Annotated in this window: 23 protein-coding genes; 13 read left to right on the top strand and 10 right to left on the bottom strand. The window is 74.0% G+C overall.

The window, feature by feature from the left end; translation table 11 throughout:
- The first annotated feature begins 19 nt into the window (after window positions 1-19).
- Window positions 20-517 carry a MarR family winged helix-turn-helix transcriptional regulator gene (locus ACWGKQ_RS11725; protein ID WP_453291725.1) on the top strand — a complete coding sequence of 166 codons (498 nt, stop codon included), beginning with the start codon at window positions 20-22 and terminating at the stop codon, window positions 515-517.
- A 46-nt stretch (window positions 518-563) separates the two neighbouring features.
- Here ACWGKQ_RS11725 and ACWGKQ_RS11720 read toward each other — a convergent pair whose 3' ends face one another.
- Window positions 564-1007 carry a MarR family winged helix-turn-helix transcriptional regulator gene (locus tag ACWGKQ_RS11720; RefSeq protein WP_453291724.1) on the bottom strand — a complete coding sequence of 148 codons (444 nt, stop codon included), beginning with the start codon at window positions 1005-1007 and terminating at the stop codon, window positions 564-566.
- A 115-nt stretch (window positions 1008-1122) separates the two neighbouring features.
- Between ACWGKQ_RS11720 and ACWGKQ_RS11715 the strand changes: the two genes are divergently transcribed.
- Both ACWGKQ_RS11715 and ACWGKQ_RS11710 read left to right on the top strand, forming a co-directional pair.
- A complete protein-coding gene (locus ACWGKQ_RS11715; protein ID WP_453291723.1) occupies window positions 1123-1722 on the top strand; it encodes a non-oxidative hydroxyarylic acid decarboxylases subunit B in 600 nt (199 codons plus the stop codon).
- Window positions 1722-3200: a UbiD family decarboxylase gene (locus ACWGKQ_RS11710; protein ID WP_453291722.1), complete on the top strand. Its 1479-nt coding sequence runs from the start codon at window positions 1722-1724 to the stop codon at window positions 3198-3200. Before ACWGKQ_RS11715 ends, ACWGKQ_RS11710 begins: the two co-directional genes overlap by 1 nt.
- 37 nt (window positions 3201-3237) lie before the next feature.
- Here the strand turns inward: ACWGKQ_RS11710 and ACWGKQ_RS11705 are convergent, their stop codons facing one another.
- From ACWGKQ_RS11705 to ACWGKQ_RS11690, 4 genes are all read right to left on the bottom strand, one after another.
- Entirely contained in the window at window positions 3238-4209 is a 972-nt protein-coding gene (locus ACWGKQ_RS11705) for an RNA polymerase sigma factor (protein WP_453291721.1), read from the bottom strand.
- 127 nt (window positions 4210-4336) lie between these two features.
- Window positions 4337-5698 carry a carotenoid oxygenase family protein gene (locus ACWGKQ_RS11700; protein WP_453291720.1) on the bottom strand — a complete coding sequence of 454 codons (1362 nt, stop codon included), beginning with the start codon at window positions 5696-5698 and terminating at the stop codon, window positions 4337-4339.
- 49 nt (window positions 5699-5747) lie between these two features.
- On the bottom strand, window positions 5748-5963 hold the full coding sequence (locus ACWGKQ_RS11695; RefSeq protein WP_453291719.1) for a hypothetical protein: 216 nt from the start codon (window positions 5961-5963) through the stop codon (window positions 5748-5750).
- Window positions 5964-6000: 37 nt separating this feature from the next.
- Complete coding sequence (locus tag ACWGKQ_RS11690) at window positions 6001-6585, bottom strand: hypothetical protein (RefSeq protein ID WP_453291718.1); 585 nt, start codon at window positions 6583-6585, stop codon at window positions 6001-6003.
- 177 nt (window positions 6586-6762) lie between these two features.
- Between ACWGKQ_RS11690 and ACWGKQ_RS11685 the strand changes: the two genes are divergently transcribed.
- The 5 genes from ACWGKQ_RS11685 to ACWGKQ_RS11665 are packed head-to-tail and all read left to right on the top strand — an operon-like array spanning window position 6763 to window position 11966.
- Entirely contained in the window at window positions 6763-7998 is a 1236-nt protein-coding gene (locus ACWGKQ_RS11685) for a sensor histidine kinase (RefSeq protein WP_453291887.1), read from the top strand.
- On the top strand, window positions 7995-8714 hold the full coding sequence (locus ACWGKQ_RS11680) for a response regulator (RefSeq protein ID WP_453291717.1): 720 nt from the start codon (window positions 7995-7997) through the stop codon (window positions 8712-8714). The genes ACWGKQ_RS11685 and ACWGKQ_RS11680 overlap by 4 nt, the downstream gene beginning before the upstream one ends.
- Before the next feature lie 35 nt (window positions 8715-8749).
- Entirely contained in the window at window positions 8750-9682 is a 933-nt protein-coding gene (locus tag ACWGKQ_RS11675) for an ATP-binding cassette domain-containing protein (protein ID WP_453291716.1), read from the top strand.
- Window positions 9679-11193 (top strand): ABC transporter permease subunit, encoded by a 1515-nt coding sequence (locus ACWGKQ_RS11670; protein ID WP_453291715.1) that lies wholly within the window; start codon window positions 9679-9681, stop codon window positions 11191-11193. Before ACWGKQ_RS11675 ends, ACWGKQ_RS11670 begins: the two co-directional genes overlap by 4 nt.
- A complete protein-coding gene (locus ACWGKQ_RS11665; RefSeq protein WP_453291714.1) occupies window positions 11190-11966 on the top strand; it encodes an ABC transporter permease in 777 nt (258 codons plus the stop codon). The genes ACWGKQ_RS11670 and ACWGKQ_RS11665 overlap by 4 nt, the downstream gene beginning before the upstream one ends.
- Window positions 11967-11989: 23 nt before the next feature.
- Here the strand turns inward: ACWGKQ_RS11665 and ACWGKQ_RS11660 are convergent, their stop codons facing one another.
- Complete coding sequence (locus ACWGKQ_RS11660) at window positions 11990-12379, bottom strand: cold-shock protein (protein ID WP_453291713.1); 390 nt, start codon at window positions 12377-12379, stop codon at window positions 11990-11992.
- A 222-nt stretch (window positions 12380-12601) separates the two neighbouring features.
- On the opposite strand from ACWGKQ_RS11660, the gene ACWGKQ_RS11655 reads away from it, so the two are divergent.
- Window positions 12602-13402 (top strand): SAM-dependent methyltransferase, encoded by an 801-nt coding sequence (locus tag ACWGKQ_RS11655; RefSeq protein WP_453291712.1) that lies wholly within the window; start codon window positions 12602-12604, stop codon window positions 13400-13402.
- A gap of 28 nt (window positions 13403-13430) precedes the next feature.
- Here ACWGKQ_RS11655 and ACWGKQ_RS11650 read toward each other — a convergent pair whose 3' ends face one another.
- The 4 genes from ACWGKQ_RS11650 to ACWGKQ_RS11635 form a co-directional block, all read right to left on the bottom strand.
- Window positions 13431-14696: a hypothetical protein gene (locus ACWGKQ_RS11650; protein WP_453291711.1), complete on the bottom strand. Its 1266-nt coding sequence runs from the start codon at window positions 14694-14696 to the stop codon at window positions 13431-13433.
- On the bottom strand, window positions 14693-15838 hold the full coding sequence (locus ACWGKQ_RS11645) for a dolichyl-phosphate beta-glucosyltransferase (RefSeq protein ID WP_453291710.1): 1146 nt from the start codon (window positions 15836-15838) through the stop codon (window positions 14693-14695). The genes ACWGKQ_RS11650 and ACWGKQ_RS11645 overlap by 4 nt, the downstream gene beginning before the upstream one ends.
- A 106-nt stretch (window positions 15839-15944) precedes the next feature.
- Complete coding sequence (locus ACWGKQ_RS11640) at window positions 15945-16514, bottom strand: hypothetical protein (RefSeq protein WP_453291709.1); 570 nt, start codon at window positions 16512-16514, stop codon at window positions 15945-15947.
- Window positions 16515-16524: 10 nt separating this feature from the next.
- A complete protein-coding gene (locus tag ACWGKQ_RS11635) occupies window positions 16525-17031 on the bottom strand; it encodes a SigE family RNA polymerase sigma factor (RefSeq protein ID WP_453291708.1) in 507 nt (168 codons plus the stop codon).
- Between the two features lie 303 nt (window positions 17032-17334).
- On the opposite strand from ACWGKQ_RS11635, the gene ACWGKQ_RS11630 reads away from it, so the two are divergent.
- The 4 genes from ACWGKQ_RS11630 to ACWGKQ_RS11615 all read left to right on the top strand — a co-directional run.
- Window positions 17335-18720, top strand: a complete 1386-nt coding sequence (locus tag ACWGKQ_RS11630) for a hypothetical protein (RefSeq protein WP_453291707.1) — start codon at window positions 17335-17337, stop codon at window positions 18718-18720.
- A 40-nt stretch (window positions 18721-18760) separates the two neighbouring features.
- Window positions 18761-19978, top strand: a complete 1218-nt coding sequence (locus ACWGKQ_RS11625) for an AAA family ATPase (RefSeq protein ID WP_453291706.1) — start codon at window positions 18761-18763, stop codon at window positions 19976-19978.
- A complete protein-coding gene (locus ACWGKQ_RS11620; RefSeq protein WP_453291705.1) occupies window positions 19975-21243 on the top strand; it encodes a vWA domain-containing protein in 1269 nt (422 codons plus the stop codon). Before ACWGKQ_RS11625 ends, ACWGKQ_RS11620 begins: the two co-directional genes overlap by 4 nt.
- A 256-nt stretch (window positions 21244-21499) precedes the next feature.
- Window positions 21500-22286 (top strand): pyridoxal-phosphate dependent enzyme (locus tag ACWGKQ_RS11615; RefSeq protein WP_453291704.1); only part of this gene is annotated, 787 nt, incomplete at its 3' end.

Genomic DNA, 22286 nt, shown 5'->3' with positions numbered 1-22286 from the left:
GGGCTGATACGCTCCCGAAGTGACGACTCCCGACGAGCCCCGGCAGGACGACGAGCACGCCGACCTGTGGCTCACGCCCGCCGAACTGGCCTCGTGGATGTCGGTGGTCCGTCTGATCAACCGGCTGCCCTGGGCCCTGGACGCCCAGTTGCAGCGGGACGCGGACCTGAGCATGGTCGAGTACATGGCCCTGGCGATGCTGGCCGATACGCCCGACCGGACCCTGCGGATGAGCACGCTGGCCGAGGAGACCAACTCTTCGCTGTCCCGGTTGTCGCACCTGGTGAAACGGCTGGAGAAGCGCGGTTACGTCCGGCGTGAACCGGACCCCACCGACGGGCGGTTCACCAACGCCATCCTGCTGCCCGACGGCATGCGGAAGCTGGAGTCCGCGGCGCCGGGCCACGTGGCCAACGCCCGTCACCTCGTCGTGGACAACCTCTCTCCCGAGCGTCTTCGCCGGCTCGGCCAGGACGCCGAGCGCATCCTCCAGCGCATCGACTCGCCCGCGCGCTGAGCGCGCGGGCGTAGGCTTGAGCGGCAAGACGACCGGGGGAACGCGGCTACGCCTCGCGGCCCGCGTCCCCGAGTTCCCTGAGCAGCAGGGTGAGTGTCGTGAGCCGCTCCGGACCGAGCAGTTCCTCGATCCAGCGGCTGGTCTCCTGGGCCTGCTCGCGGCCCAGCGCCGTGCGCTCCTGTCCGGCAGGGGTCAGGGCGATCAGCTGGCGGCGGCGGTTGTCCGGATCCGTGTTCTTGGTGACCAGACCGCGGGCCACGAGCCGGTCGAGCAGGGGAGTGAGCGTCGACCGGTCGACCGCGGCGAGGGCGCCGAGCGTCTTCTGGTCCAGGCTCCCGCGTTCGTCCAGGATCTGGAGCACGGCGAACTGCGGCGGAGTCAGGTCGCCGCTGCGCAGCTGCCACGAGGCGTTCACCGCCTGTGAGGCCCGGCGCAGCTGGTGCGCCATGCCGTCTTCCAGTGTTCCGTCGTATCGAGCACCACTCGTCATGCACTCCAGGTTACCTCCGTGCACTGTCATTCCGCACACGGAGCGTTTGCCATCGCAAGGCGGGTGCTCTAGATTGATCCGTGTACGGACTTACCGCGTACGGAAGGTATTTCTCATGCCGCGACGAGTGATCCTGGGGATGACCGGGGCGACCGGTGCCGTCTTCGGTGTCGAACTGCTGCGCCGACTGCGGGAGCAGCCGGACGTGGAGACCCACCTCGTGCTGTCCCAGTGGGCCAGGGCGACCATTCATCTGGAGACCGACTACTCGGTGCGCGACGTCACCGACCTGGCCGACGTGACGTACGCCTGGAACGACCAGGGCGCGGCGATCTCGTCCGGCTCGTTCCCGGTCGACGGCATGATCATCGCGCCGTGCAGCATGAAGACCCTGGCCGGGATCCGCACCGGATACGCCGACGGCCTCATCCCGCGCGCCGCCGACGTCACGCTGAAGGAACGGCGGCCCCTGGTGCTCGTGCCCAGGGAGACCCCGCTCAGCGAGATCCATCTGGAGAACATGCTGGCGCTCTCCCGGATGGGAGCGCGGATCGTGCCGCCCATGCCGGCCTTCTACAACCGCCCGCAGACCATCGACGACCTCGTCGGGCACATCGCCGTCCGGGTGCTGGACCAGATCGGCATCCAGGTGCCGTCGGCGCAGCGCTGGGACGGAATGCCCCACCCGACCGAACCGAAAGGCGCAACCAACTGATGCCCGCCACCGATGACTTCCGCTCCTACCTCGCCGCCCTCGAAGAGCGGGGCGACCTCCAGCGCGTCTCCCGGGTGATCGATCCCTACCTGGAGGCGTCCGCCGTCACCCGGCGCTCCACCGAGAACGGCCGCCCCGCCCCGTTCTTCGAGCACCTCAAGGGGGTCGACGAGGGCTTCCGCATGGTCGGCGCCCCCGGCGCCCTGTCCAGCATCCCCGGGCATCCGCTGGCCCGGATCTCGCTCTCGCTCGGCCTGCCGCACACCACGACCGCCGCCGAACTGGTCGAGAAGCTCGCGCAGGCGGGCACCGGGGAACTGCTCCCGCCCCGGCGGGTGCCGTCCGCCGGCGCGCCCTGCAAGCAGCACGTCCTGACCGGCGAGGACGCCACGCTCGACCGGTTCCCGATCCCGTTCGTCCACCAGGCCGACGGCGGCCCCTACGTCAACACCTGGGGCGTCGTCGTGGCCAGGACGCCGGACGGCCGGTGGACCAACTGGGCCATCTCCCGGATCATGAAGATCGACGACCGGCACATGACCGGACTGGTGCTGCCGGGCCAGCACCTCGGGATGATCTGGCGCGAGTGGGAGGCCATCGGCGAACCGATGCCGTACGCCCTCTTCCAGGGCGGGGACCCGGGCGCCGCCGTCGTCGGCGGCATGACCGTCCCGACCGAGGTCGACGAGGGCGCCTATCTCGGAGCGCTGCTCGGCAGGCCGGTGGACGTGGTGAAGTGCGAGACCAGCGACCTGGAGGTGCCGGCCTCCGCCGAGGTCGTCATCGAGGGCCGGCTGTCCGCGACCCGCGACGCCGTCGAGGGCCCGTTTGCCGAGTTCCACGGCTGGGCGCTGCCCGAGACCTCGCCGCAGCCGCTGTTCAGCATCGAGACGATCACCTACCGGGACGACCCCATCTGGCCGCTCGCGCCGGCCGGACGGCCCGTCGACGACTCGCACGTCGCACCCGCCGCCGGTATCTCCGGAGAGGTCGTCGCGGAACTGCGCAAGGCCGGGCTGCCCGTCACCACCGCCTGGCTGCCGCTGCGCGCCGCCTGCTTCTGGACGGTGATCACGGTCCCGTCGAACTGGCGTGACCAACTGCCCGGCATGGACACCGCGCGCTTCGTGCACCGCATCGGCGAGGTGCTCAACGGCACCCGGGTCGGCCGGCTCTCCCCGGTCGTCTACGTCCTCGACGACGACGTGGACCCGGCGAACGACTCCGACCTGCTGTGGGCGCTGGCCACCCGGGTGCACCCGACGCTGCGTCAGGAGCAGTGGCACGGGCCGATCATGCCGTGGTACCCGTGCTTCACCGAGGAGGAACTGCACAGCGGCTGGGGAGCCGTCGTCGTCCATGACGCGCTGCTCCCGGCGGAGGGCCACGGACGCGCTCCGCAGGCCAACTTCGAGGGAGTCTTCCCGGCGGACCTGCGCGCCCGGGTCCTCGCCGCCGAGTCGGAGTCCGCCGAGTAGGAGTCCGCCGAGGCGAAGTCGGCCGGCACCTGCCGGGTCACAGCACCGGGAGCCGCTCCATGGCCGGCAGCGGCCGCGGATGGAACAGGCGCAGCCGGTGCACCCGGCCGGCCTCGTCCAGCGTCATCAGCCAGGCCACGGCGGGCGGGCAGTGCCCGGGGTCGTCGGACGGGTTGACGATGTCCATCTCCCAGACGGCCAGCGACCGGCCGGCGACGGCATGCACGAGGCGCTGCCGTACCCCGGCCGCGATGTCACCGTCCATGGCACGCACCAGCAGGTCCCCGCCGCCGACCCGCTCGCCGCCCCTGAGCAGCGCGACCTCGGGGGACCAGCGCTCCGCGAGCAGCGCGCCGAAGTGCCCGCTCTCGGCGGCGGCGAGGGTCTCCCGGGCCTGGACCCGGCTGTCCCGGGTGCGCCGCGCGGTGTCGCCGTGCGTGCCGTCCGCCGTGCCGGCCAGGGCCGCCGCGAGCTTGGCCCGGCCCTGACTGAGCCGGCTGCGGACCGTGCCGACGGGGATCCCGTAGACATCGGCTATCCGCTCGTACGAGGTGACACTCGTGGTGAAGTGGCGCAGCACCAGCGGAAGGCGCAGCGTCGGCGAAAGCTCCTCCAGCGCCTCCCAGATCCAGTCCCGCAGCGCGCTCTGTTCCAGCCACTGCTCCGGACCGGCCTCCGCGGACGGCAGGTGCAGGCCCTCGTCCACCGGCCGCACGGGAACCGCGTCCCGCAGCAGGGAACGGGCGGCGTTGCGCACGATCATCCGCAGCCATGCGCCCACCGCCCCCGGATCGCGGACGTCGCCGATCCGCCGCAGCGCGGTCAGGGCCGCGTCCTGCATGACGTCCTCGGCGTCCGGGCCCGGCCCCAGCAGGCTCAGCGCCACCGCGCGCATCCCCGCGCGGTGGCGTTCGAGCAGCAGTCCCAGGGCGGCGACCTCGCCCGCCTGCGCGGCCCGGGCGAGCACCGCGTCCTGCACGCGGGCGGCCTCGGCCGTCACCGGGCTCATGAGGCCGCACCGGCGAAGCCGAAGGCGAAGGCGGCGGAGGAGCCGGACACGGCTGCGGGCCCGTCCTTCCGGTGCCGGGACCGGAGCAACCGCATCTTCTCGGCCTCTCTGTTCTCGCGGGCCCCGGCTAGTCCTCGGTGCCGAGTTCCGGCAGCCAGCTGCCGTGGAAACCCGCCGGGACAGCGTAGGGGAGTTCCACCACCGCCTGCTCGGAGAGGTCGGTGGCGTCGAGGACCAGCAGCTCCGCGGCCTTGCCGTCGTCGTCGGAGACCAGCGACAGCAGCCAGCCCTCGTCCTCGCTCCGGCCGTCCCCGGCCGGGACGAACACCGCCTCGCCCGCGTAACGGGCGCCGGGCGTCGCATGGACCCGGGTGGTCTCGCCCGTGAGGTCGTGCTTGGCTATGCCGTCGCCCGCGACCGTGTACAGGTAGCGGTTCTCGCGCCCGGTGAGGGTCTCGTTGTGGGTGGGGAACTCGGCGTCCCGGTCGTCCAGCTGCTGCTCGGTGGCCTTGCCGGTGGCCGGGTCCAGCGTCCAGCGGTACAGCACCGCGGGCGCCTGGACGAGGCCCGGCTCCGGCACGACGGACACGCCGGTGGGCCCGCCGATGTCGCCCCAGGCCTGCTCGAACTTCCGGTGGTCGTAGCGCACCGCGTCGAGGACGATCCGCCCCAGCGCGTCCTCGTAGGCGTTGCCGACGTGGAAGACGTAGCAGGGATCGACGTCGAACCAGCGCACCTCGGTGCTGCCGGGCGTACGGGACATGATGCCGAGCCGCGCGCCGTAGCCGTCGTCCCACTGGTAGGGCATGCCGCCGCGGCCGGCCAGTTCGGGCCGGAAGACGACGGGCAGGTCCATCCAGACGATGTGGTGCTCGGTGATGGCGAAGTCGTGCATCATCGTCGGGCCCGGCACCTCGATCGGGCGGCTGTCGACCAGCTCCCCGGCCGCGGTGACCCGGTGGTAGGTGAGATACGGCGGGGCGAACCCGGTGCCGAACAGGTGGAGTTCGCCGGTGACCGGGTCCTCCTTGGGGTGTGCGGTCATCGCGGTGGTCAGCTTGCCGCCGAAGTCGTACGGCCCGACGGTCTCCAGCGCCGGGGTGACCCGGTAGGGGAAGCCGACCTCGCACAGCGCCAGCACGGTGTCCGCGTGCCGGATGACATGGGTGTTGCCGGGCGTCGAGGCCAGGTCGATGGTGCCGTCCTCGCGGACGAAGGGGTGGCCGTCCAGCTCCCGGGTGCGGATCCACCGGTTGCGGTACCACTCGGCCTGGCCGTCGCGCAGCCGGATGCCGTGGAGCATGCCGGGGCCGGTGAACCAGTGGCCGTCGTCCTCGCCGGGCAGCGGGTTGGGGCCGTTGCGCAGGTAGCGGCCGTCCAGTTCGGGCGGGAGGGTGCCGCGTACGGTGAGGTTGAAGGCGCTGTGCTCCTCGGGGACCGGCGCGAACCGGCCCTTGAGATACAGGGGGAGGGTGCTCTCTTCGGTCATGGTGCTTTCCTTGTCCGGGCCGGCGGGGCGGTGCCGGCCGCATGCTGGATCAGGTCCGGGGCGGCCGCGGCGATCGGTGCCGCGGCCGTCTGTGTGGCACGGTCAGGTGGTGGCCGCCGGTCTCCGGCACCGTCGCGCCGGCCCGCTCGGCCATCGCGCGCCGGGCGTGCGGCGGGATCATGCGGTCCTCGGAGCCGGCCAGGGACCGCGCCTCGTCGGCGGGCAGGCCGGCCGCGAACGCGGCGACGTGTACCGGCGCACTCACGCTGGTGACGGACCAGCGCACTCACGCGGGTGACGGGTCACCGGGGTGCGGACAGCCCCTGCGACTCCAGCAGGCGCCGCTGGGCACGCTCGGGATAGACCTTCGTGAAGACGATCGGGGCGGCCAGGCCGATGACGTGGGCGGTGATGCCCACCCAGGTCGGGGCGTCCACCGCGTTGCCGATGGCAAGGACGACGGCGATGAAGGTGAAGCCGGCCCCCCAACTGGCGGTGATGTAGTTGTTCACCTGGAGGAACTCGGGCATGTCCCAGTACTCGCGCGGCGTCTGGCGCTTGGCGATGCCCAGCGTGAAGGGGTGGCGGATCGCCATGGATCCCCAGGCGGTGGCGGCCAGCCAGGCGAACGAGAGGACGTCGCTGTGGTCCTTCAGCGCCGATTCCGGGTCGGCGAAGGAGATGCCGCCGATCACCAGGAAGTAGAGGATGGTGCTGGCCTCCAGGATCAGCGCGTCGAGCTCGACCCCGCGACGGCGGTCCTGGAGCAGCAGCACCAGCCCCGAGACGACACCGGCGACCGCACCCCAGCGCCAGTCGACGAAGCCGGACACGACGCCCGCGACGATCCACGGGACGAAGCCGCGGAAGTAAGCCATGAAACCCATTGAATGTTCCTTGCTGAATCAAGTGGACGGCAACGGAGGGGGGTTGCTCCGCGGCCGCTCGTGAACCGACGCGGACTAGATGCGGTACGGGCGCCAAAGTTCGACCGCGGCAGTGTGACCCTCGTCACGATGACGTTTCGATGATCGGACGGGCCCGCTGTCATACTGACCGGCGTGATGCGTGCGGGGGCATGGCAGGACACCTGGTACCGGCTGTGCCGCCGGATCGCCCGACGGCCGTACGCCTGGGCGGTGTTGCCCGCTGTCCTCGCGGTCGCCGAGTCCCTCGCGGAGTTCGTCGTCGGCCACGGCTCGGTCCCGCGGATGTTCGCGGACGCCGCCTCCGGCACCGGCCATGTGCAACTCACCCTGGTCATAGGGCTGTTCTGCCTGGCAACGGCACTACCGGTGCTGTTCCTGCGCCCGCGCGCGGCCGGGGCCACGGTCACCGCCGCCAGCCTCGGCTCGCTCACGATCCTGCACACCCTGACGGCCGCGGGACTCGCGGCCCAGCTCGTCGCCCAGTACCGGCTGGCCCGAACCGGGTCCACGCTCCTCGCGCTCCTGCTCGGCGCACCCTTTCTCGCCCTGGCCCTGTCCACCCCCACGGACACGGCCACCCGCACGGTGCTGCTCGCGGTGCTCGCGCCCGCCGCCGCCTGCGCCGGGCTCGCCGGGCGGGCCGCCGAGCACCGCCGCGCACACTCCGCCGCACGCCGGGTCATGGCCGTGACCGAATGGGAGAACGCGGCGCGGGGCGAGCGTGCCCGGATCGTCCGTGAACTCCACGACGTCGTCGGCCACCACCTCTCCATGATCGCCGTGCAGGCCGAGACCGCCCGGGTGGCCACCCCCGGCATGCCCGCCCAGGGCGCCGAACGCCTCCTCGGCATCGGGGACACCGCCCGCGCCGCGCTCAACGAGATGCGCCGGCTGCTCGGCGTGCTGCGCGAGGACACCGGGTCCGAGAACGGCGGCAAGCGCAGCCCCCAGCCGGACCTGCGCCACCTGGGCGACCTCCTCGACGAGGCCCGTTCGGCCGCCGGCGGCTCCGTCCGCCTGGTCCTCAGCGGCTTTCCCCGCGCCCTCGACCCGGGGGTCGAACTCGCCGTCCACCGGATCGTCCAGGAGTCCCTCACCAACGCCCGCAAACACGCGCCGGGTGCCGCCGTGGACGTCGAACTGCACTACGCCGACGACCGCCTGCACCTGTGCGTCCGCGACAACGGGCCAGGACCGGCAACCGACCGACCACCCGACGGACACGGCCTGTTGGGCATGCGCGAGCGGGCCGCCGCGGTGGCCGGAGACGTCCGCACCGGCTCGGCGGACGTCGGCGGCTTCCTGGTGGCCGCCCGTTTCCCCGCGCCACCGCGCGACGACCCCGAGGCCAGGACGGAAGACAGCGCATGAGTACCCCCACCCCGCCGATCCGTGTCGTGATCGCCGACGACCACCTGGTCGTCCGGACCGGCTTCGCCGCCCTGCTGGACTCCCAGCCCGACTTCACCGTCGTCGGCACCGCCTCCGACGGCACCGAGGCGGTCGGCAGGTGCCGCGAGACCCGCCCGGACGTCGTCCTGATGGACATCCGGATGCCGGGTCTGGACGGCATCGAGGCCACCCGTCGGCTGCTCGGCACGGCACCGGAGCGGACCGGCGGACCGCGGGTCCTCATCCTCACCACCTTCGACCTGGACGAGTACGTCTACGACGCCCTGCGCGCCGGCGCCAGCGGCTTCCTGCTCAAGGAGGTCACCGCCGAGCGGCTCTTCGACGCCGTCCGGGTCGTCGCCGCCGGGGACGCGCTGCTCGCCCCCGCCATCACCCGCCGGCTGATCGGCGAGTTCGCCCGGCTGCCCGACCGGGCCGCCACGAGCACCCCGCCGCCCCGGCTGGGCACGCTGACCACCCGGGAGACCGAGGTGCTGCTGCTCGTCGCCGAGGGCCTGTCCAACTCGGAGATCGCGGCCCGTCTCGTCGTCGGTGAGGAGACGGTCAAGACCCACGTCAGCCGGATCCTCGCCAAGCTCGGGCTGCGCGACCGCACCCAGGCCGTCGTCGCCGCCTACGAGTCCGGACTCGTGGTCCCCCGTGCGAGGGATGCGAAAGCTGGCTCCGAGGGGTGACGTATCCGGCCGCCGTGCTTCCTAGCCTGGCGGTCATGGAAACGACGATCGAGGTCAGGGACTTACGCAAGCGCTTCGGGAGCGTACAGGCGCTGGACGGGATGGAGTTCACCGTCCGGCCCGGCCAGGTCACCGGCTTCGTGGGCCCGAACGGCGCCGGCAAGTCCACCACGATGCGGGTGATCCTCGGCCTGGACCGGCCCGACCAGGGCAGCGCCCTCGTCGGTGGCCGCCCCTACCACCGACTGCGCACACCCTTCACCCACATCGGGGCGCTGCTGGACGCCGCGGCCGTCCAGCCCGCCCGCACCGCCCGCCACCATCTGCTGTGGCTGGCGCACTCCCAGGGCCTGCGCGCCGCACGCGTCGACGAGGTGCTCCGGCAGGTCGGCCTGCGGGACGTGGCGCACCGGAAGGCGGGCGGCTTCTCGCTCGGCATGCGGCAGCGGCTCGGCATCGCGGCCGCCCTGCTCGGCGACCCGCCCGCGGTGATGCTCGACGAACCCTTCAACGGGCTCGACCCGGAGGGCTTCCAGTGGATCCGCGGCTTCCTCGCCGCCCTCGCCGGGGAGGGCCGGGCCGTCCTGGTCTCCAGCCACCTCATGGGCGAACTCCAGGACACCGCCGACCACGTGATCGTCGTCGGCCGGGGCCGGGTCGTCGCCGACCTGGGCGTGCGTGAGCTGCTGGAGTCCGTCTCCCGCGGCCAGGTCACCCTGCGCACCTCCGCGCGCGCCGACGCCATGACCGCACTCGCCCGCGCCGGCGCCACCGTCAGCTCCACCGGCCCCGGCACGGTCACCGTCACCGGGCTGGCCGCCGAGCAGGTGGTCTCGCTGCTCGCCGGGCACGGCGTGCCGTTCGCCGAGGTCACCGCGCACCGCGCCTCCCTCGAGGAGGCGTACATGGAACTGACCCGCGACGCCGTCCAGTACCGCGGGACCCTGCCCGAGGAGGCCGGTCGATGACCACGGCCACCCTCGGCGGGTTCGGGCCGCTGCTGCACGCCGAGTGGACCAAGTTCCGTACCGTGCGCGGCTGGTGGGTGAGCAGCCTCGGCGCCGTCCTGCTGGTCTGCCTGGTCGGGCTGCTCGCCACCGCGGCCGGCAACGCGGGCGCCGGCTCCGCCCTCCCCGTCGGCCCTGGCGGCGAAGCGGTCAACGACGACTTCTCCTTCGTGCACCGGCCGCTGACCGGCGACGGCACGCTCACCGTGGCCGTGACCTCGCTCACCGGCGTGCTCGCCACCGACCCCGGCCACACCGGATCCGGCCTCACCCCCTGGGCGAAGGCCGGGATCATCGTCAAGGACGGCCTGACGCAGGGCTCTTCGTACGCGGCGGTCATGGTCACCGGCGGCCACGGCGTGCGGATGCAGTACGACTACACGCACGACGTCGCCGGAGCGCCGGGCGCGGTCACCGCCTCGTCACCGCGCTGGCTCCGGCTGCGGCGCGCGGGTGACGTCCTCACCGGCTACCAGTCGGCCGACGGCCGTACCTGGAGCGAGGTCGGCACCGCCCGCCTCGCCGGGCTCCCGGACACCGTCCAGGCCGGGCTGTTCGTGACCTCGCCGTCGGCCGAGCAGTCCACCGGGACGGGTTCCGGCTTCGCGCCCGCGGTCGCCACCGGCGGCTTCGACCGGATCGCCCTGGACGGCGGGTGGACGGCGGGCGGTTGGCGGTACCAGCAGGTCGGCGACGACGCCGGGGTCTCGGGCAGCTACACCGCGGACACCAGGGGCACGGCCGTCCGGTCCGGTTCCGGTTACACCGTGACCGGGGCCGGGGACATCGCGCCGGTCGTCGGCGGTCCGGCCGGCAGCGGGGTGCGGATGATCGAGAACTTCCTCGTCGGCGCGTTCGCCGGGCTCGTCGTGATCGTGGTGGTCGCCGCCGGCTACATCACCGCCGAGTACCGGCGGGGGCTGATCGGCCTCACCCTCGCCGCCAGTCCGCGCCGCGGCCGGGTCCTCGCGGCCAAGGCGCTGGTGGTGGGCGGGGTCGCCTTCCTCGCCGGGACGGTCGCCGCCGCCGTGATGGTCCCGCTCGGCGCGGCGCGTTCCCGGTCCGGCGGCTTCCCGGTGCTCACCGTGCCGGCCGGCACCGAGGCACGGGTCGTCGCCGGCACCGGCCTGCTGCTCGGCGCCGCCGCCGTCCTGGCCCTCGGCGTCGGCACGATCCTGCGGCGCGGCGCCGTCGCCATCACCGTGGTGATCGCCGGCATGGTCCTGCCCTACCTGCTCGCGACGTCGTCGGTGCTGCCCGACGGGGCCGCCGAGTGGCTGCTGCGGGTCACCCCGGCGGCCGGGTTCGCCGTCCAGCAGAGCGTCGTACGGTACGACCAGGTGGTCACCGTCTACGCGCCGTCGTCCGGGTACTTCCCGCTCTCTCCCTGGGCCGGGTTCGCGGTGCTGTGCGGCTACGCGGCCGTCGCCTTCGGGGCCGCCGTCGTGCTGCTGCGCCGGAGGGACGTATGAGGCGCGCCGGGCACGCGGAGTGGACGAAGCTGCGCACCGATGCGGCCAACTTCTGGCTGCTGCTGAGCCTGGTCGCGCTGACCGTGGCGGTCGGCGCCGGGGTGGCGATGTCCGCCCGGTGCGACGTCCCGGGCTGCGGCGGTGACCCCGCACGTCTGAGCCTGACCGGGGTCATGGCCGGACAGGTCGCGGTCGCGGTCCTCGCCGTCCTGACGGTCGGCAACGAGTACGGCACCGGCATGATGCGCACGACCCTCACGGCGGTCCCGCGACGGCTGACGGTCCTGTCCGCCAAGGCCGCCGTCCTGACCGCCGTGACGCTGACGGCCGCGACGGTCTCGGTGCTCGGCTCGCTGCTGGTCGGGCGGCTGGTCGAGCCGGGCCGGGGTTTCACCCGGAAACACGGGTACGCGGCCCTGTCGCTGACCGACGGGGCCGTCCTGCGGGCCGCGGCCGGCTCCGTGCTCTACCTGACGCTGATCGGCCTGCTGAGCCTGGGCCTGGCGCTCGCCGTACGGAACTCGGCCACCGCGATCGGCATCGTGCTGGCGCTGCTGTTCGTCTTCCCGATCCTCGCCCAGGTCGTGGCCGACCCGGACTGGCAGCGCCACCTCCAGCGGTTCGCCCCGATGACGGCCGGCCTGGCCGTCCAGGCGACCGTCGGCACCGACCGGCTGCCCATCGGCCCCTGGCAGGGGCTGGGCGTCCTGGCCCTGTGGGCGGTCGCCGCCCTGGCGGCGGGCGGCCGGCTGCTCGGCTCGCGCGACGCGTGAGCCGAGCGCCCGCCGCGGGCGGGTCAGCCCTCGATCCAGCCGTGGTTCTTCGCGAACTGGGCCAGTGCGCCCCGGACCCGCACGATCTCCTCGGCGGTGAGCGTCGGCGCCGACGCCAGCAGCGTCTCGGTGACCTCGCGGGTGAACTCCTCGGCGCTGAGCAGATCGCACAGCGAGTCGTCGTCCGGCCCGAGCGTGCGGACGTCGGCGCTCCGGGCCAGCCGGACACCGGACGCCTTCGGACCGCGCTCGCCGGCCTCGATCTCGAACTCCACGGCCACGCCGGGGCGGACGTACGACTCCGACATCTGCATGTCGTTCACATGCAGGAAGACGTCCTCTCCGCCACCGTCCGGCGCGATGAACCCGTACCCGCGCGAGCTGTCGAACCGCACCACACGACCAGAAACCATGTTGTGAACCCCCAACAAAACCAAACCGGGCCACTTGCCCGGACACCTGGGACCGATGGTAGTCAAGTCCGGCCCGGTCGGTCGACCGGGGCCACCGCCCGGCGCCAGGCAGGCGCCGCCGAGGACGGAACTCCGCCCGCTGGTGCCGAAGTTGATATGGAAAGCTGTCGCCATCCGTCGGTGAGCCAAGGGGGGCCGGGGCGGTCGTCGAGAGGAGCGCACGTGACGCAGGACGGCAACGGGTCCGTGGAGATCGACACCAGCAAGCCGCATCCGGCGCGGATCTACGACTACCTGCTGGGCGGCAAGGACAACTACGAGGTGGACCGCAGGGCCGGTGACCAGCTCGCCGCCGTCGCGCCCGAGGTGTGGATCTCCGTCCGGGCCAACCGCGGCTTCCTCCAGCGCGCGGTCCGGCACGTCGTCCTCGGCGGCGTCCGCCAGATCCTCGACATCGGCACCGGGCTGCCCACCTCACCGAACGTGCACGAGACAGCCCAGGAGCTGGCGCCGGACGTCCGCGTCGCCTACGTCGACAACGACCCGATCGTGAAGGCCCACGGCGACGCACTGCTCAGCCGGGCCGGCACCACCGGCATCGTCCTCGCCGACCTGCGCGACCCGCGGTCCGTCATCGACCACCCCGAGGTACGCCGGATCATCGACTTCGGCGAGCCGGTCGCGCTGTTCCTCGGCGCCATCCTGCACTTCGTCCGCGACGAGGAGGAGCCCGAGCGGATCGTGGCCACCCTCCGCGACGCGCTCCCGGCCGGCAGCTTCCTGGTGCTCTCGCACGCCACCGACGACTTCGCCGACGACCGCAGCGAGGCCCAGGCCGTCTACAACAACGCGACCGCCTCCATGAACCTGCGCCCCCGGGCCCGGGTCGAGCGGTTCTTCGACGGGTTCGAGCTGGTCGAACCCGGCGTCGCCCAAGTCCCGTTCTGGCGCCCGGAAGCCACCCCGCCGGCCGGCTCCGAGGAGATCGGCTTCTACGGCGGAGTGGCCGTCAAGAAGGACTGAGCCGTGGTCGAGCGGGAGCGCGCCGTCGTCAGGGCACTCCGAGCTCGAACAGGGCGTAGCCCGCGTACGAGCCGGAGGCCAGCGCCGCGATGCCCAGCAGCACGCAGAGGCAGGGCAGGCTGACGCGGCGCAGTGCGACCGCCAGGGGGACGAACAGCGGGAAGGCGGGCAGCAGATAGCGCGAGACGTTCGCGAAGTACTGCTGACTGCCCAGCACCAGGGCGAGGGTGAGCACCGTGTGGACGACCAGCACCGCGGGCGGCCGCAGCCGGAACAGCAGCGGCAGCAGCGCCAGGTCGAGCAGGACCACCCCGACCCCGATGACGTCCGCGAAGGGGAGCGCGAAGAGGTAGCCGAAGTGGCCCACCGGGACCGACGTCAGGACGTCCAGGGTCTGCCTGCCGTAGTCGAACTCGTGCCCCCACGCGCCCGACTGGAGCGCGAAGTAGCCGCCGTAGTCGCCCATGCGATGACCCGCCCAGCCCAGATAGCCGAGCAGACCCAGGGGAGCGACGAGCATCGCGGTCAGCGGACGGGCGACGCCGTCCGCGCGGCGGCGCAGCGCGAGGAGCGCGGCCAGGGCGAGCGCGGCGACCAGTGCGGCGGCGGTGGGCCGGTTCAGGCCGGCCGTGAAGGTCAGCACCCCCGCCGTCAGCCAGCGGCGGGTCAGCACGGCGTACAGGGCCCAGGCGGCCAGGGCCACGTACAGCGAGTCCGAGTAGACCGCCCACTCCACGCCGGAGCCGGGCCACACCGCCCACAGCCCGGCCGCCGCCAGCCCCGCCCGCCGACCGCCGAACCACGCGGCGACCGCGAAGATCCCCAGCGCCGCCGCGAACGACGCCACGACCGACACCAGCAGCCCGGCGCCGAACGGACCGAGACCGGTGACCTCCATCGCCACCCGCATCAGCGCCGGGTAGAGCGGGAAGAACGCGGCCGAATTGCCCTGGAGGGTGATCAGGCCGGTGGCACCGGGGACCGGGACCAGCGCGGGGTGGTAGCCGTGCAGGGCGATCTGCTGGTACCACCAGCCGTCCCAGGTGCCCAGCACGTCCCAGGTGTGCGCGCCGCCCCCGAACCGCGGATTCTTCCTGCGGAAGTCCCCGGCCGAGTCCAGCAGATACATGAAGGAGCCGAAGCCGACGAGCTTCAGGACGCCGTACATCGCGAGGACCGGGCCGTAGCGGCGGACCGTGTCGCGCAGACGCTGTCCGGGGCCCGGCGCGGCGGTCCCGGAGTCGGCGGGCAGCGGCGGTGCCGTGTTCTTCAAGGGGGTGAGGGGCGTGGTCATGAGGCCGCGGACTCCGTCCGGCGCCGCCGCCCGCCGGCGGCCGAACGTACGAGGACGGGGGACAGGGCGAGGGACAGGTGGGCGGCGGCGAGTACGGCGAGTTCCGCGCGGAGCCCGGCGGCGGGGACCGTGTGCCGCAGGACGGCGAGCGAACCGGCGGTGACGGTCAGCCGGGCGGCCAGTCCCGGCCGGGCGGGCCGCGGGAGCCGGCCGAGGAGCGGCTGGGCGAGCGTCCAACACGCCAGCAGGGAGAGCGCGTTGGCCACCTGCTCGGCGGCGGCCGGGCGCAGCGCCGGGTACAGGAGCAGCTGGGCGAGCGCCATGACGGCCGCGGGGACGGCGTACGGCCGCGGTGACCGCCCGGACGGCAGCGCGCCCCGGGCCAGCGCCCGGCCGACCCTCGCGATGCCGCGCAGATCGGCCAGCGCCGTGGACAGCAGCGCGACCCGGCTGTCGGGGTCGTCCACCCAGTCGACCGGCACCTCGTGGATCCGCAGCCCGGCCCGCTCCGCGACCACCAGCAGCTCGGTGTCGAAGAACCACGCCGAGTCCCTTACCAGCGGCAGCAGTTGTGCGATGGCGTCCCGTCGTACGGCCTTGAATCCGCACTGCGCGTCCGAGAACCCCACCGACAGGGTGCAGCGCAGCAGGATGTTGTAGCAGCGGGACACGGCCTCCCGCTTGGGGCCGCGCACCACCCGGGCGCCGGGCGCCAGCCGGGTGCCGATGGCCAGGTCGGAATGGCCCGAGAGCAGCGGGGCGACGAGCGGCAGCAGCGCCGCGAGCCCGGTCGAGAGGTCCACGTCGAGATAGCCGACGACGGGCGCCGACGACGCCGACCAGACGGCCCGCAGCGCGCGGCCGCGGCCCTTCTCGGCCAGCCGTATCCACTCCACCTCGGGCAGTTCGGCGGCGAGCCGGGCGGCGATCAGCGGGGTGGCGTCGGTGCTGCCGTTGTCGGCGACGGTGATCCGGAAGGGGTACGGGAAGGTGTCCCGCAGATGCGCGTGGAGCCGCCGCACGCTGGGTTCCAGGTCAGTCTCCTCGTTGAACACCGGTACGGCCAGGTCCAGGACCGGCTCGTCGTGGTGCGCCGGAGGAGGCGGCGCCGGGATCGGCAGGGTGGCCCGAGGGTGATTCATGGCGTTTTTTCGCATCCGTACTCGTTCTCGGGGCGTGCCGAAGGCACACCTGGCGGTGGGGTGGGTGAAGAAGGAGGAAGGGGGGAAGGGGGGCGGGTGCCGTCGGCTAGCCGGTGGAGCCGGCCGCGGCCGACGAGCGGGCCGACGAGCCCTCCGACGGGTCGGGACTCTCGGTCGCGGGCCCCGACGGCGGCGACGTGGTGGCGGTCGAACCCCCGGACGAGCCCTGCGACGTGCTCCGGGTCGTGCCCGCGTCCGGGGTGGACGTCGCGGTCGAGGTCGGGGTAGGCGAGGTCGAGGCGGTGTCCCCGCTCGTGGCCGACGGGGTGTCCTCGGGCGCGGTGGTGTCCGTGGGCGGCGGGGCCGAGGTCGTGGCGCCGGAGGACGGCGCGCCGGGGGAGACGCCCGGCGTCGGTGCCGTACCACTGGTGGGGCTGGTCGCGGGCCTGGGGTGCGGTGCGCCGGGCTCGTCACGGACGCCGGGGTGGGGCCACAGGAACAGGCCGAGGCCGAGCCCCGCGGCGGCGAGGACACTGCCCGCCGCCCGCCGCGCCGCCCGGACCCGCCGCCGTGCCTGCACACCGGCCCGCAGCCGCTCCCGGTGCCGGGGCTCGAACGCCACCGGTTCCCGCTCGCCGTGCATCAACTGCGTCAACTGCCGCTCGAAGTGATCCATGGCCTCTTCCTCACCCCACCGGCTCGATGACGTCCGCCAGCAGCTCCCGCAGCCGGGCCACCCCGCGCGCCGCGTGCGACCGGGCGGTGCCCACCGGGCACCCCAGCACCTCGGCGACCTGCCGGTCGGGCAGGTCCTGGTAGTAGCGCAGGACGACCGCGGCCCGCTGGCGCGGGGTCAGCAGCGCCAGCGCGGCCTCCAGCCGGGAACGCTCCGCGACGATCGCCGACATGTCACCGGCCGCCGCGACCTCGGGCAGCTCCTCGACGGGGCGCTCGCCCCACCACCGGCGCCGCGCCGAGCGGGCCGCCGCGCGCGCCAGGATCTTCCGGACGTACGCCTCCGGCGCCTCGTCGGCGATCTTCGGCCAGACGAACCACAACCGGACCAAGGACTCCTGCAACAGATCCTCGGCCCGATGCCGATCGCCACCGGTGAGCAGACGGGCCAGATGGCACAACCCCGACCAGCGGGCCGCCACGAACTCGTCGTACTCACCGGCCCGAGCCTGCTCCATTCCCACGGTCCCCGCTCTCCCCGGCTGCCTACACCTGGGAAAAGGCCCTGGGGACGGCAGAACGCTGCACTCGGCCGGGGTGATCCGCGTCACGTGCGGGCCCGGTGCGGGGTATTCCCGCGGGTGCGGGTCGTCGTGGGTTGTCCGCGCAGTTCCCCGCGCCCCTCGGGAGGCTGAAGCGGTCCCACCCGGCAGGCGCGCGTAATTGGCTGGCCGACCGGGGCGAGGCCGCCGTATGCTCCCGGCGATGACCACTCACTCTGCTGTCAGATTGGGGGTCCCGTCCACGTCAGGTGAGTGCTGATGGCCACTCACCTCACGGACGGGGACACCCGCCTCTCCCTGTGGCGGCGCGTGCGCAAGTTCGCCGTGCCGCCCGCCATGATCGAGACCGCGACCGCCCGGCGCACCGCCGGGGACTGGGCGGGCGCCTGTGCCGCCGCCGGTTTCGACGTCGACCTCGACCTGCGCGCACTGGCCCGTACGTGGGGCCGGGACGTCCGGGACCGGATCCGGGCCGACCTGCGCCGGCTGGCGCCCGATCTGCTGCGCTGGCATCTGCCGAGGATCGCCCCCGACGGGCTGCTGCGGCCGGGGCTGACCATGCCGCTCGCCCACTACGACGCCGGGGACGGCGCCCTGTGCCTCGTCGCCCGGACCCCGCCGGCCTGGGCGGACGCCGGGCAGCGGATCGGCCTCGCACTGTGGGACGGCACCCTGGGCGAGCCCGCCGCCCGGGGACACCCGCATCCGCACCCCAGCCGACGGTTCCGCTTCGACCTGCACCGCCACCTGTGGGACGCCGACGCCGCCGACGGACTGCGCACCCGCTCGGGCGCCGACCGGCCACTGGGTGCTGGACACCCCTCGTTCTTCGGCCGACTTCAGCCCCATGAGGGGGCGTTGTGCGCCACGGAGCGATGGGCGGACGAGGCGCGGATGGTGCTGGGAGCCGAGGGACGGGACACCGGGACCGTCGTCGTACGCCTGGGCGGCCGGCAGCGGCTCGCCCTGCATCTCGCGGCCGACGGGACCGTGACCACCGGCCCGGAGCCGGGCACCGGCGCGGTGCCCGTCCGGCCCGGCGCGGTGCCCGTGCTGCCCGACGCGGCGACCTGGAGGCTCCCCGATCTGGAGCTGCTGCGCGCCGGGCTGGTCGACGCCGGCCGGCTGCATCCGCTGGTCGCCGCGGCACTCGTCCCCGGACACGAGGCGGCCGCCCGGGCGCCGCTCCCCGACCCGGCCCGGCAGCCACGCCTCGTGGACTGCCGGGGCGCCGCGCACCGGATCGGCATGGTCGACGGGGTGCTGTCCCCGCTGGACCACTCCCCGGACGAACTGCGGCGCGAGGAACTGCTGGTGGCGCTCGGCGGACCGCCGCTGCCCTGCCTGCGGGTGATCGACGAGGCGCACCGCCGCCCCGACTGCCTCACCGGCGTCCGCGAACGCCTCGACCACGGGGACATCAGCGGCGCGCTCGCCGTCGTCGAAGGACTGCTGGGGCCCGAAGCCGTGCTGCGCGACGGCCCGTTGAAGGACGAGCTGGAGTCCGCCGCGCAACGCCGGATCACCTACGGCCTCTACCGGGCGGGCCTCGCCGGATCCCGCACCGGACCCGTCCGCACCCGGCACCGCAGGTCCGACCGCGACCCCCGCCTGGGCCCCCGCACCGCCGGCCGCCGTCGCTGACCCCCTCCACTCGCCCCCTCACACCCTCAGGTGATCTCTCATGCCCATTCATGCTCCTGACCAACTCGCGATCGCAGATGCCCTGCTGGGCCTGCTCGGCGACTCCACCACCGAACCCCGGACCGACACCCAGCTGGAGGCGCTCACCCTCGCCGTCGCCGCCGACCTGCCCGTCCTCCTGTGGGGCGAGCCCGGCATCGGCAAGACCGCCGCCCTGAACCGGCTCGCCGAGGCGCTCGACCTGCCGCTGACCACCGTGATCGCCAGCGTGCACGAGCCGTCCGACTTCGCCGGCCTGCCCGTCGTGGGCGACGACCCGGCCGTCCAGGGCGTCCCGATGGCCCCGCCGGACTGGGCGGTACGGCTGGTGCAGGCCGGCCGGGGCCTGCTGTTCCTCGACGAGCTGTCCACCGCGCCCCCTGCCGTGCAGGCCGCCCTGCTCCGGCTGGTCCTGGAGCGTCGCGTGGGCGCGCTCCGGCTCCCGCCCGGCGTACGGATCGTGGCCGCCGCCAACCCGCGGTCCTCGGCGGCCGACGGCTGGGAGCTGAGCCCGCCGCTCGCCAACCGGTTCGTGCACCTGCAATGGGCCCACGACCACGAGGTCGTCGTCCGCGGACTGGGCGGCACCTGGCCCCGGGCGACCCTGCCCCGGCTCGACCCGGACCGGCTGCCCGCCGCCGTGGACTTCGCCCGCCGCGCGGTGTGCGGCCTGCTCGCCACCCGCCCCACGCTCGTCCACCGGCTGCCGAGCGGCGAGATGCGGCGGGGCGGCGCCTGGCCGTCACCGCGCAGCTGGGACATGACGCTGCGCCTGGTCGCCTTCGCGCACGCCGCCGGCTCCTCCCGGGACGTGCTCTCCCTGCTGGTCAGGGGCACGGTCGGGGACGGACCGGGGCTCGAACTGCTGGCGAGCGTCGACCGGATGGAGCTCCCGGACCCCGAGACGCTGCTCGCCGACCCGGCCGCGGCCGACCTGCCGGAGCGCGGTGACCTGCGCCAGGCCGTGCTGGACGGCGTGGTCGCGGCGGTCCGCGAACGGCCGGACCGGGCCCGCTGGGACGCGGCCTGGGCGCTGCTGGTGCGGGCACTGGACACCGGAGCCCCCGACCTGGTGGTCGTCCCCGCCACCACCCTGGCCACGCTGCGCCGGGACGACTGGGACGTCCCGGCGGCGATCGAACGCCTCGCCGGAGCGGTGTCCGTGTCCCGCCGCGCCGACCGGGCGGCCGAACGCGTCGCCGCGCAGGCGGGCCGATGAACACGGAGCCGGCCGGGGCGCTGGACACGGAGCCCGCCGGAGCACTGGACCTGGACAAGCTCTACGCCGCCCGGCTGCACGCCGCCCGCGCCCGGCCCTACCTCGCGACGGCCCTGTTCGCCCTGCACGTCGTGGCGTCCCGGCAGGTGCCGACCATGGCCGTCGACAAGCACTGGCGCTGCTACGTCTCGCCCGCCTTCGTGGACCGGATGCCGGAGGAGGACCTGGCCGCGGTGTGGGTGCACGAGGTGTCCCACCTGCTCCGCGAGCACCACGCGCGCAGCGACCGGGTCGCCAGGGAACGCGGGCTCACCGGGGCCGGCGAGCGGCTGCGGATGAACATCGCGGCGGACCTGGAGATCAACGACGACGCGTACGGCGACGGGCTGGTGCGGCCCCGGGGTGCCGTCCTGCCGTTCATGCTGCGGCTGGACGAGGGCGGGCTGATGGAGGACTACCTGCGCCAGTTCCGGCTCGGGCCGCTGACCCAGGACCTCGCCTGGCTGGACTGCGGCAGCGGCGCCGACGGCCGGGACCGGGAGTGGGACCTGGGGCCGGACGGCGCACACGGTCTCAGCGAGCAGGAGCGGGACGGGGTCCGGTTCCGGGTGGCGCAGGCCATCACCGGCCGGCCGGGCAACGCCCCGGAGGGCTGGCGGCGCTGGGCCGAGGAGGCCTTCCATCCGCCGCAGCCCTGGCGGGAGCTGCTGGGTGCCGCGGTCCGCTCGGCCGCCTCGGCGGCGGGCGCCGGCGACGACTACAGCTACGGCCGCCCCTCGCGCCGCTCGGCCGGCCTGCCCGGCGTGGTCCTCCCGAGCCTGCGCCGCCGCCCGCCCCGGGTCTCGGTGGTCATCGACACCTCCGGCTCGGTCAGCGACGCCGAACTGGGCAGCGCGCTGCTGGAGGTGGCCGCGATCGCCCGTGCCGTCGGCGGCCGCCGGGACCTGGTCTCCGTGCTGTCCTGCGACGCGGCCGCCCGGACCGTGCAGCCGCTGTGCCGCGCGGAGGGGATCGCGCTGGTCGGCGGCGGCGGTACGGACCTGCGCGCGGGCTTCGCCAGGGCCCTGCGGGCGCGGCCGGCCCCGGACGTGGTGGTGGTCCTCACCGACGGGCAGACGCCCTGGCCGCAGACGCAGCCGGCCTGCCGGACGGTGGTGGGCCTGTTCCCCCGGCAGTACGGCGGCACGTCATGGCAGGAGGACGACGACCCCGACTACGTACCGGACACACCGCCCGACTGGGCACGGGTCGTCGAGATCGGCTGAGCGCTCCGCTGGAAGTGCCGCACTCTGCGCTCTGCCGTCTGCCGACTGCCGTCTACCGACTGCGGCGCCGTCGTGGCTGGTCGCGCAGTTCCTCCCCCAGCCTTCGGCCGGGGGTACCCCCAGCGCCCCTGACGGGGCGCTGCCGGCGGTACCCCCTCCGGGATCGGGTCTGGACTTCTTGTCCAGGTGATAGACAATAAGTCCATCCGGTAGATGCCCATCCGGCGCCCGGCGGCGCCCGGAACGGAGGACGAACATGCCCGACACTCCACCCGTGACCCTCCAGGACGTGCACGACGCGGCGGCGCGGATCAAGGGAGCGGCCCACCGCACTCCCGTGCTTCGCTCGCGCACCCTGGACGAGCTGGTCGGTGCCGAGGTCTTCCTGAAGTGCGAGAACCTCCAGCGCGTCGGGGCGTTCAAGTTCCGGGGCGCCTACAACGCCGCGTCCCGGCTGTCCCCCGAACAGCTGGCCAAGGGCATCGCCGCCTACTCCTCCGGCAACCACGCCCAGGCCGTCGCGCTCGCCGCCCGTGAACTCGGCAGCACCGCCGTCATCGTGATGCCCGCGGACACCCCGCGCGCCAAGCTGGCGGCGACCGCCGGATACGGCGCGGAGATCGTGACGTACGACCGCTACACCGGCGACCGGGAAGCGATCGGCGAGGCCCTCGCCGCCGAACGCGGGCTCGCGCTCATCCCGCCGTACGAGCACCCGCACGTCATCGCCGGGCAGGGCACGGCCGCGCTCGAACTCATCGAGGACGTCGGCGAGCTGGACGCCCTGGTGGTGCCCGTCGGCGGCGGCGGGCTGATCGCGGGCAGCGCCACCGCCGCCAAGGGGCTACTGCCCGGGATCCGGGTCGTCGGGGTCGAGCCGGAGGCCGGCGACGACACCAGGCGGTCCCTGGAGGCGGGGCACCGGGTGTCGATCCCGGTGCCCCCCGCCACGCCCCCCGGCCCGGCCCCCACCAACCCGGGGGGGGGGTCGTCTACCCCAACCCCCCCCCCGGGGGCGGCCAATATATGGGGGACCCCCGCAC

The organism is Streptomyces sp. NPDC054770 (assembly GCF_053611985.1).
The sequence above is the reverse complement of the archived record's forward strand: the minus strand, read 5'-3'. Positions and strand labels throughout refer to the sequence as shown.

Excerpts from the sequence above, each read along its gene's own strand:
- ACWGKQ_RS11720 (WP_453291724.1), bottom strand. The coding sequence starts at position 1,007 with ATGACGAGTGGTGCTCGATACGACGGAACACTGGAAGACGGCATGGCG.
- ACWGKQ_RS11715 (WP_453291723.1), top strand. The coding sequence starts at position 1,123 with ATGCCGCGACGAGTGATCCTGGGGATGACCGGGGCGACCGGTGCCGTC.
- ACWGKQ_RS11710 (WP_453291722.1), top strand. The coding sequence starts at position 1,722 with ATGCCCGCCACCGATGACTTCCGCTCCTACCTCGCCGCCCTCGAAGAG.
- ACWGKQ_RS11705 (WP_453291721.1), bottom strand. The coding sequence starts at position 4,209 with ATGAGCCCGGTGACGGCCGAGGCCGCCCGCGTGCAGGACGCGGTGCTC.
- ACWGKQ_RS11700 (WP_453291720.1), bottom strand. The coding sequence starts at position 5,698 with ATGACCGAAGAGAGCACCCTCCCCCTGTATCTCAAGGGCCGGTTCGCG.
- ACWGKQ_RS11690 (WP_453291718.1), bottom strand. The coding sequence starts at position 6,585 with ATGGGTTTCATGGCTTACTTCCGCGGCTTCGTCCCGTGGATCGTCGCG.
- ACWGKQ_RS11685 (WP_453291887.1), top strand. The coding sequence starts at position 6,763 with ATGCGTGCGGGGGCATGGCAGGACACCTGGTACCGGCTGTGCCGCCGG.
- ACWGKQ_RS11680 (WP_453291717.1), top strand. The coding sequence starts at position 7,995 with ATGAGTACCCCCACCCCGCCGATCCGTGTCGTGATCGCCGACGACCAC.
- ACWGKQ_RS11675 (WP_453291716.1), top strand. The coding sequence starts at position 8,750 with ATGGAAACGACGATCGAGGTCAGGGACTTACGCAAGCGCTTCGGGAGC.
- ACWGKQ_RS11670 (WP_453291715.1), top strand. The coding sequence starts at position 9,679 with ATGACCACGGCCACCCTCGGCGGGTTCGGGCCGCTGCTGCACGCCGAG.
- ACWGKQ_RS11665 (WP_453291714.1), top strand. The coding sequence starts at position 11,190 with ATGAGGCGCGCCGGGCACGCGGAGTGGACGAAGCTGCGCACCGATGCG.
- ACWGKQ_RS11660 (WP_453291713.1), bottom strand. The coding sequence starts at position 12,379 with ATGGTTTCTGGTCGTGTGGTGCGGTTCGACAGCTCGCGCGGGTACGGG.
- ACWGKQ_RS11650 (WP_453291711.1), bottom strand. The coding sequence starts at position 14,696 with ATGACCACGCCCCTCACCCCCTTGAAGAACACGGCACCGCCGCTGCCC.
- ACWGKQ_RS11645 (WP_453291710.1), bottom strand. The coding sequence starts at position 15,838 with ATGAATCACCCTCGGGCCACCCTGCCGATCCCGGCGCCGCCTCCTCCG.
- ACWGKQ_RS11640 (WP_453291709.1), bottom strand. The coding sequence starts at position 16,514 with ATGGATCACTTCGAGCGGCAGTTGACGCAGTTGATGCACGGCGAGCGG.
- ACWGKQ_RS11635 (WP_453291708.1), bottom strand. The coding sequence starts at position 17,031 with ATGGAGCAGGCTCGGGCCGGTGAGTACGACGAGTTCGTGGCGGCCCGC.
- ACWGKQ_RS11630 (WP_453291707.1), top strand. The coding sequence starts at position 17,335 with ATGGCCACTCACCTCACGGACGGGGACACCCGCCTCTCCCTGTGGCGG.
- ACWGKQ_RS11625 (WP_453291706.1), top strand. The coding sequence starts at position 18,761 with ATGCCCATTCATGCTCCTGACCAACTCGCGATCGCAGATGCCCTGCTG.
- ACWGKQ_RS11620 (WP_453291705.1), top strand. The coding sequence starts at position 19,975 with ATGAACACGGAGCCGGCCGGGGCGCTGGACACGGAGCCCGCCGGAGCA.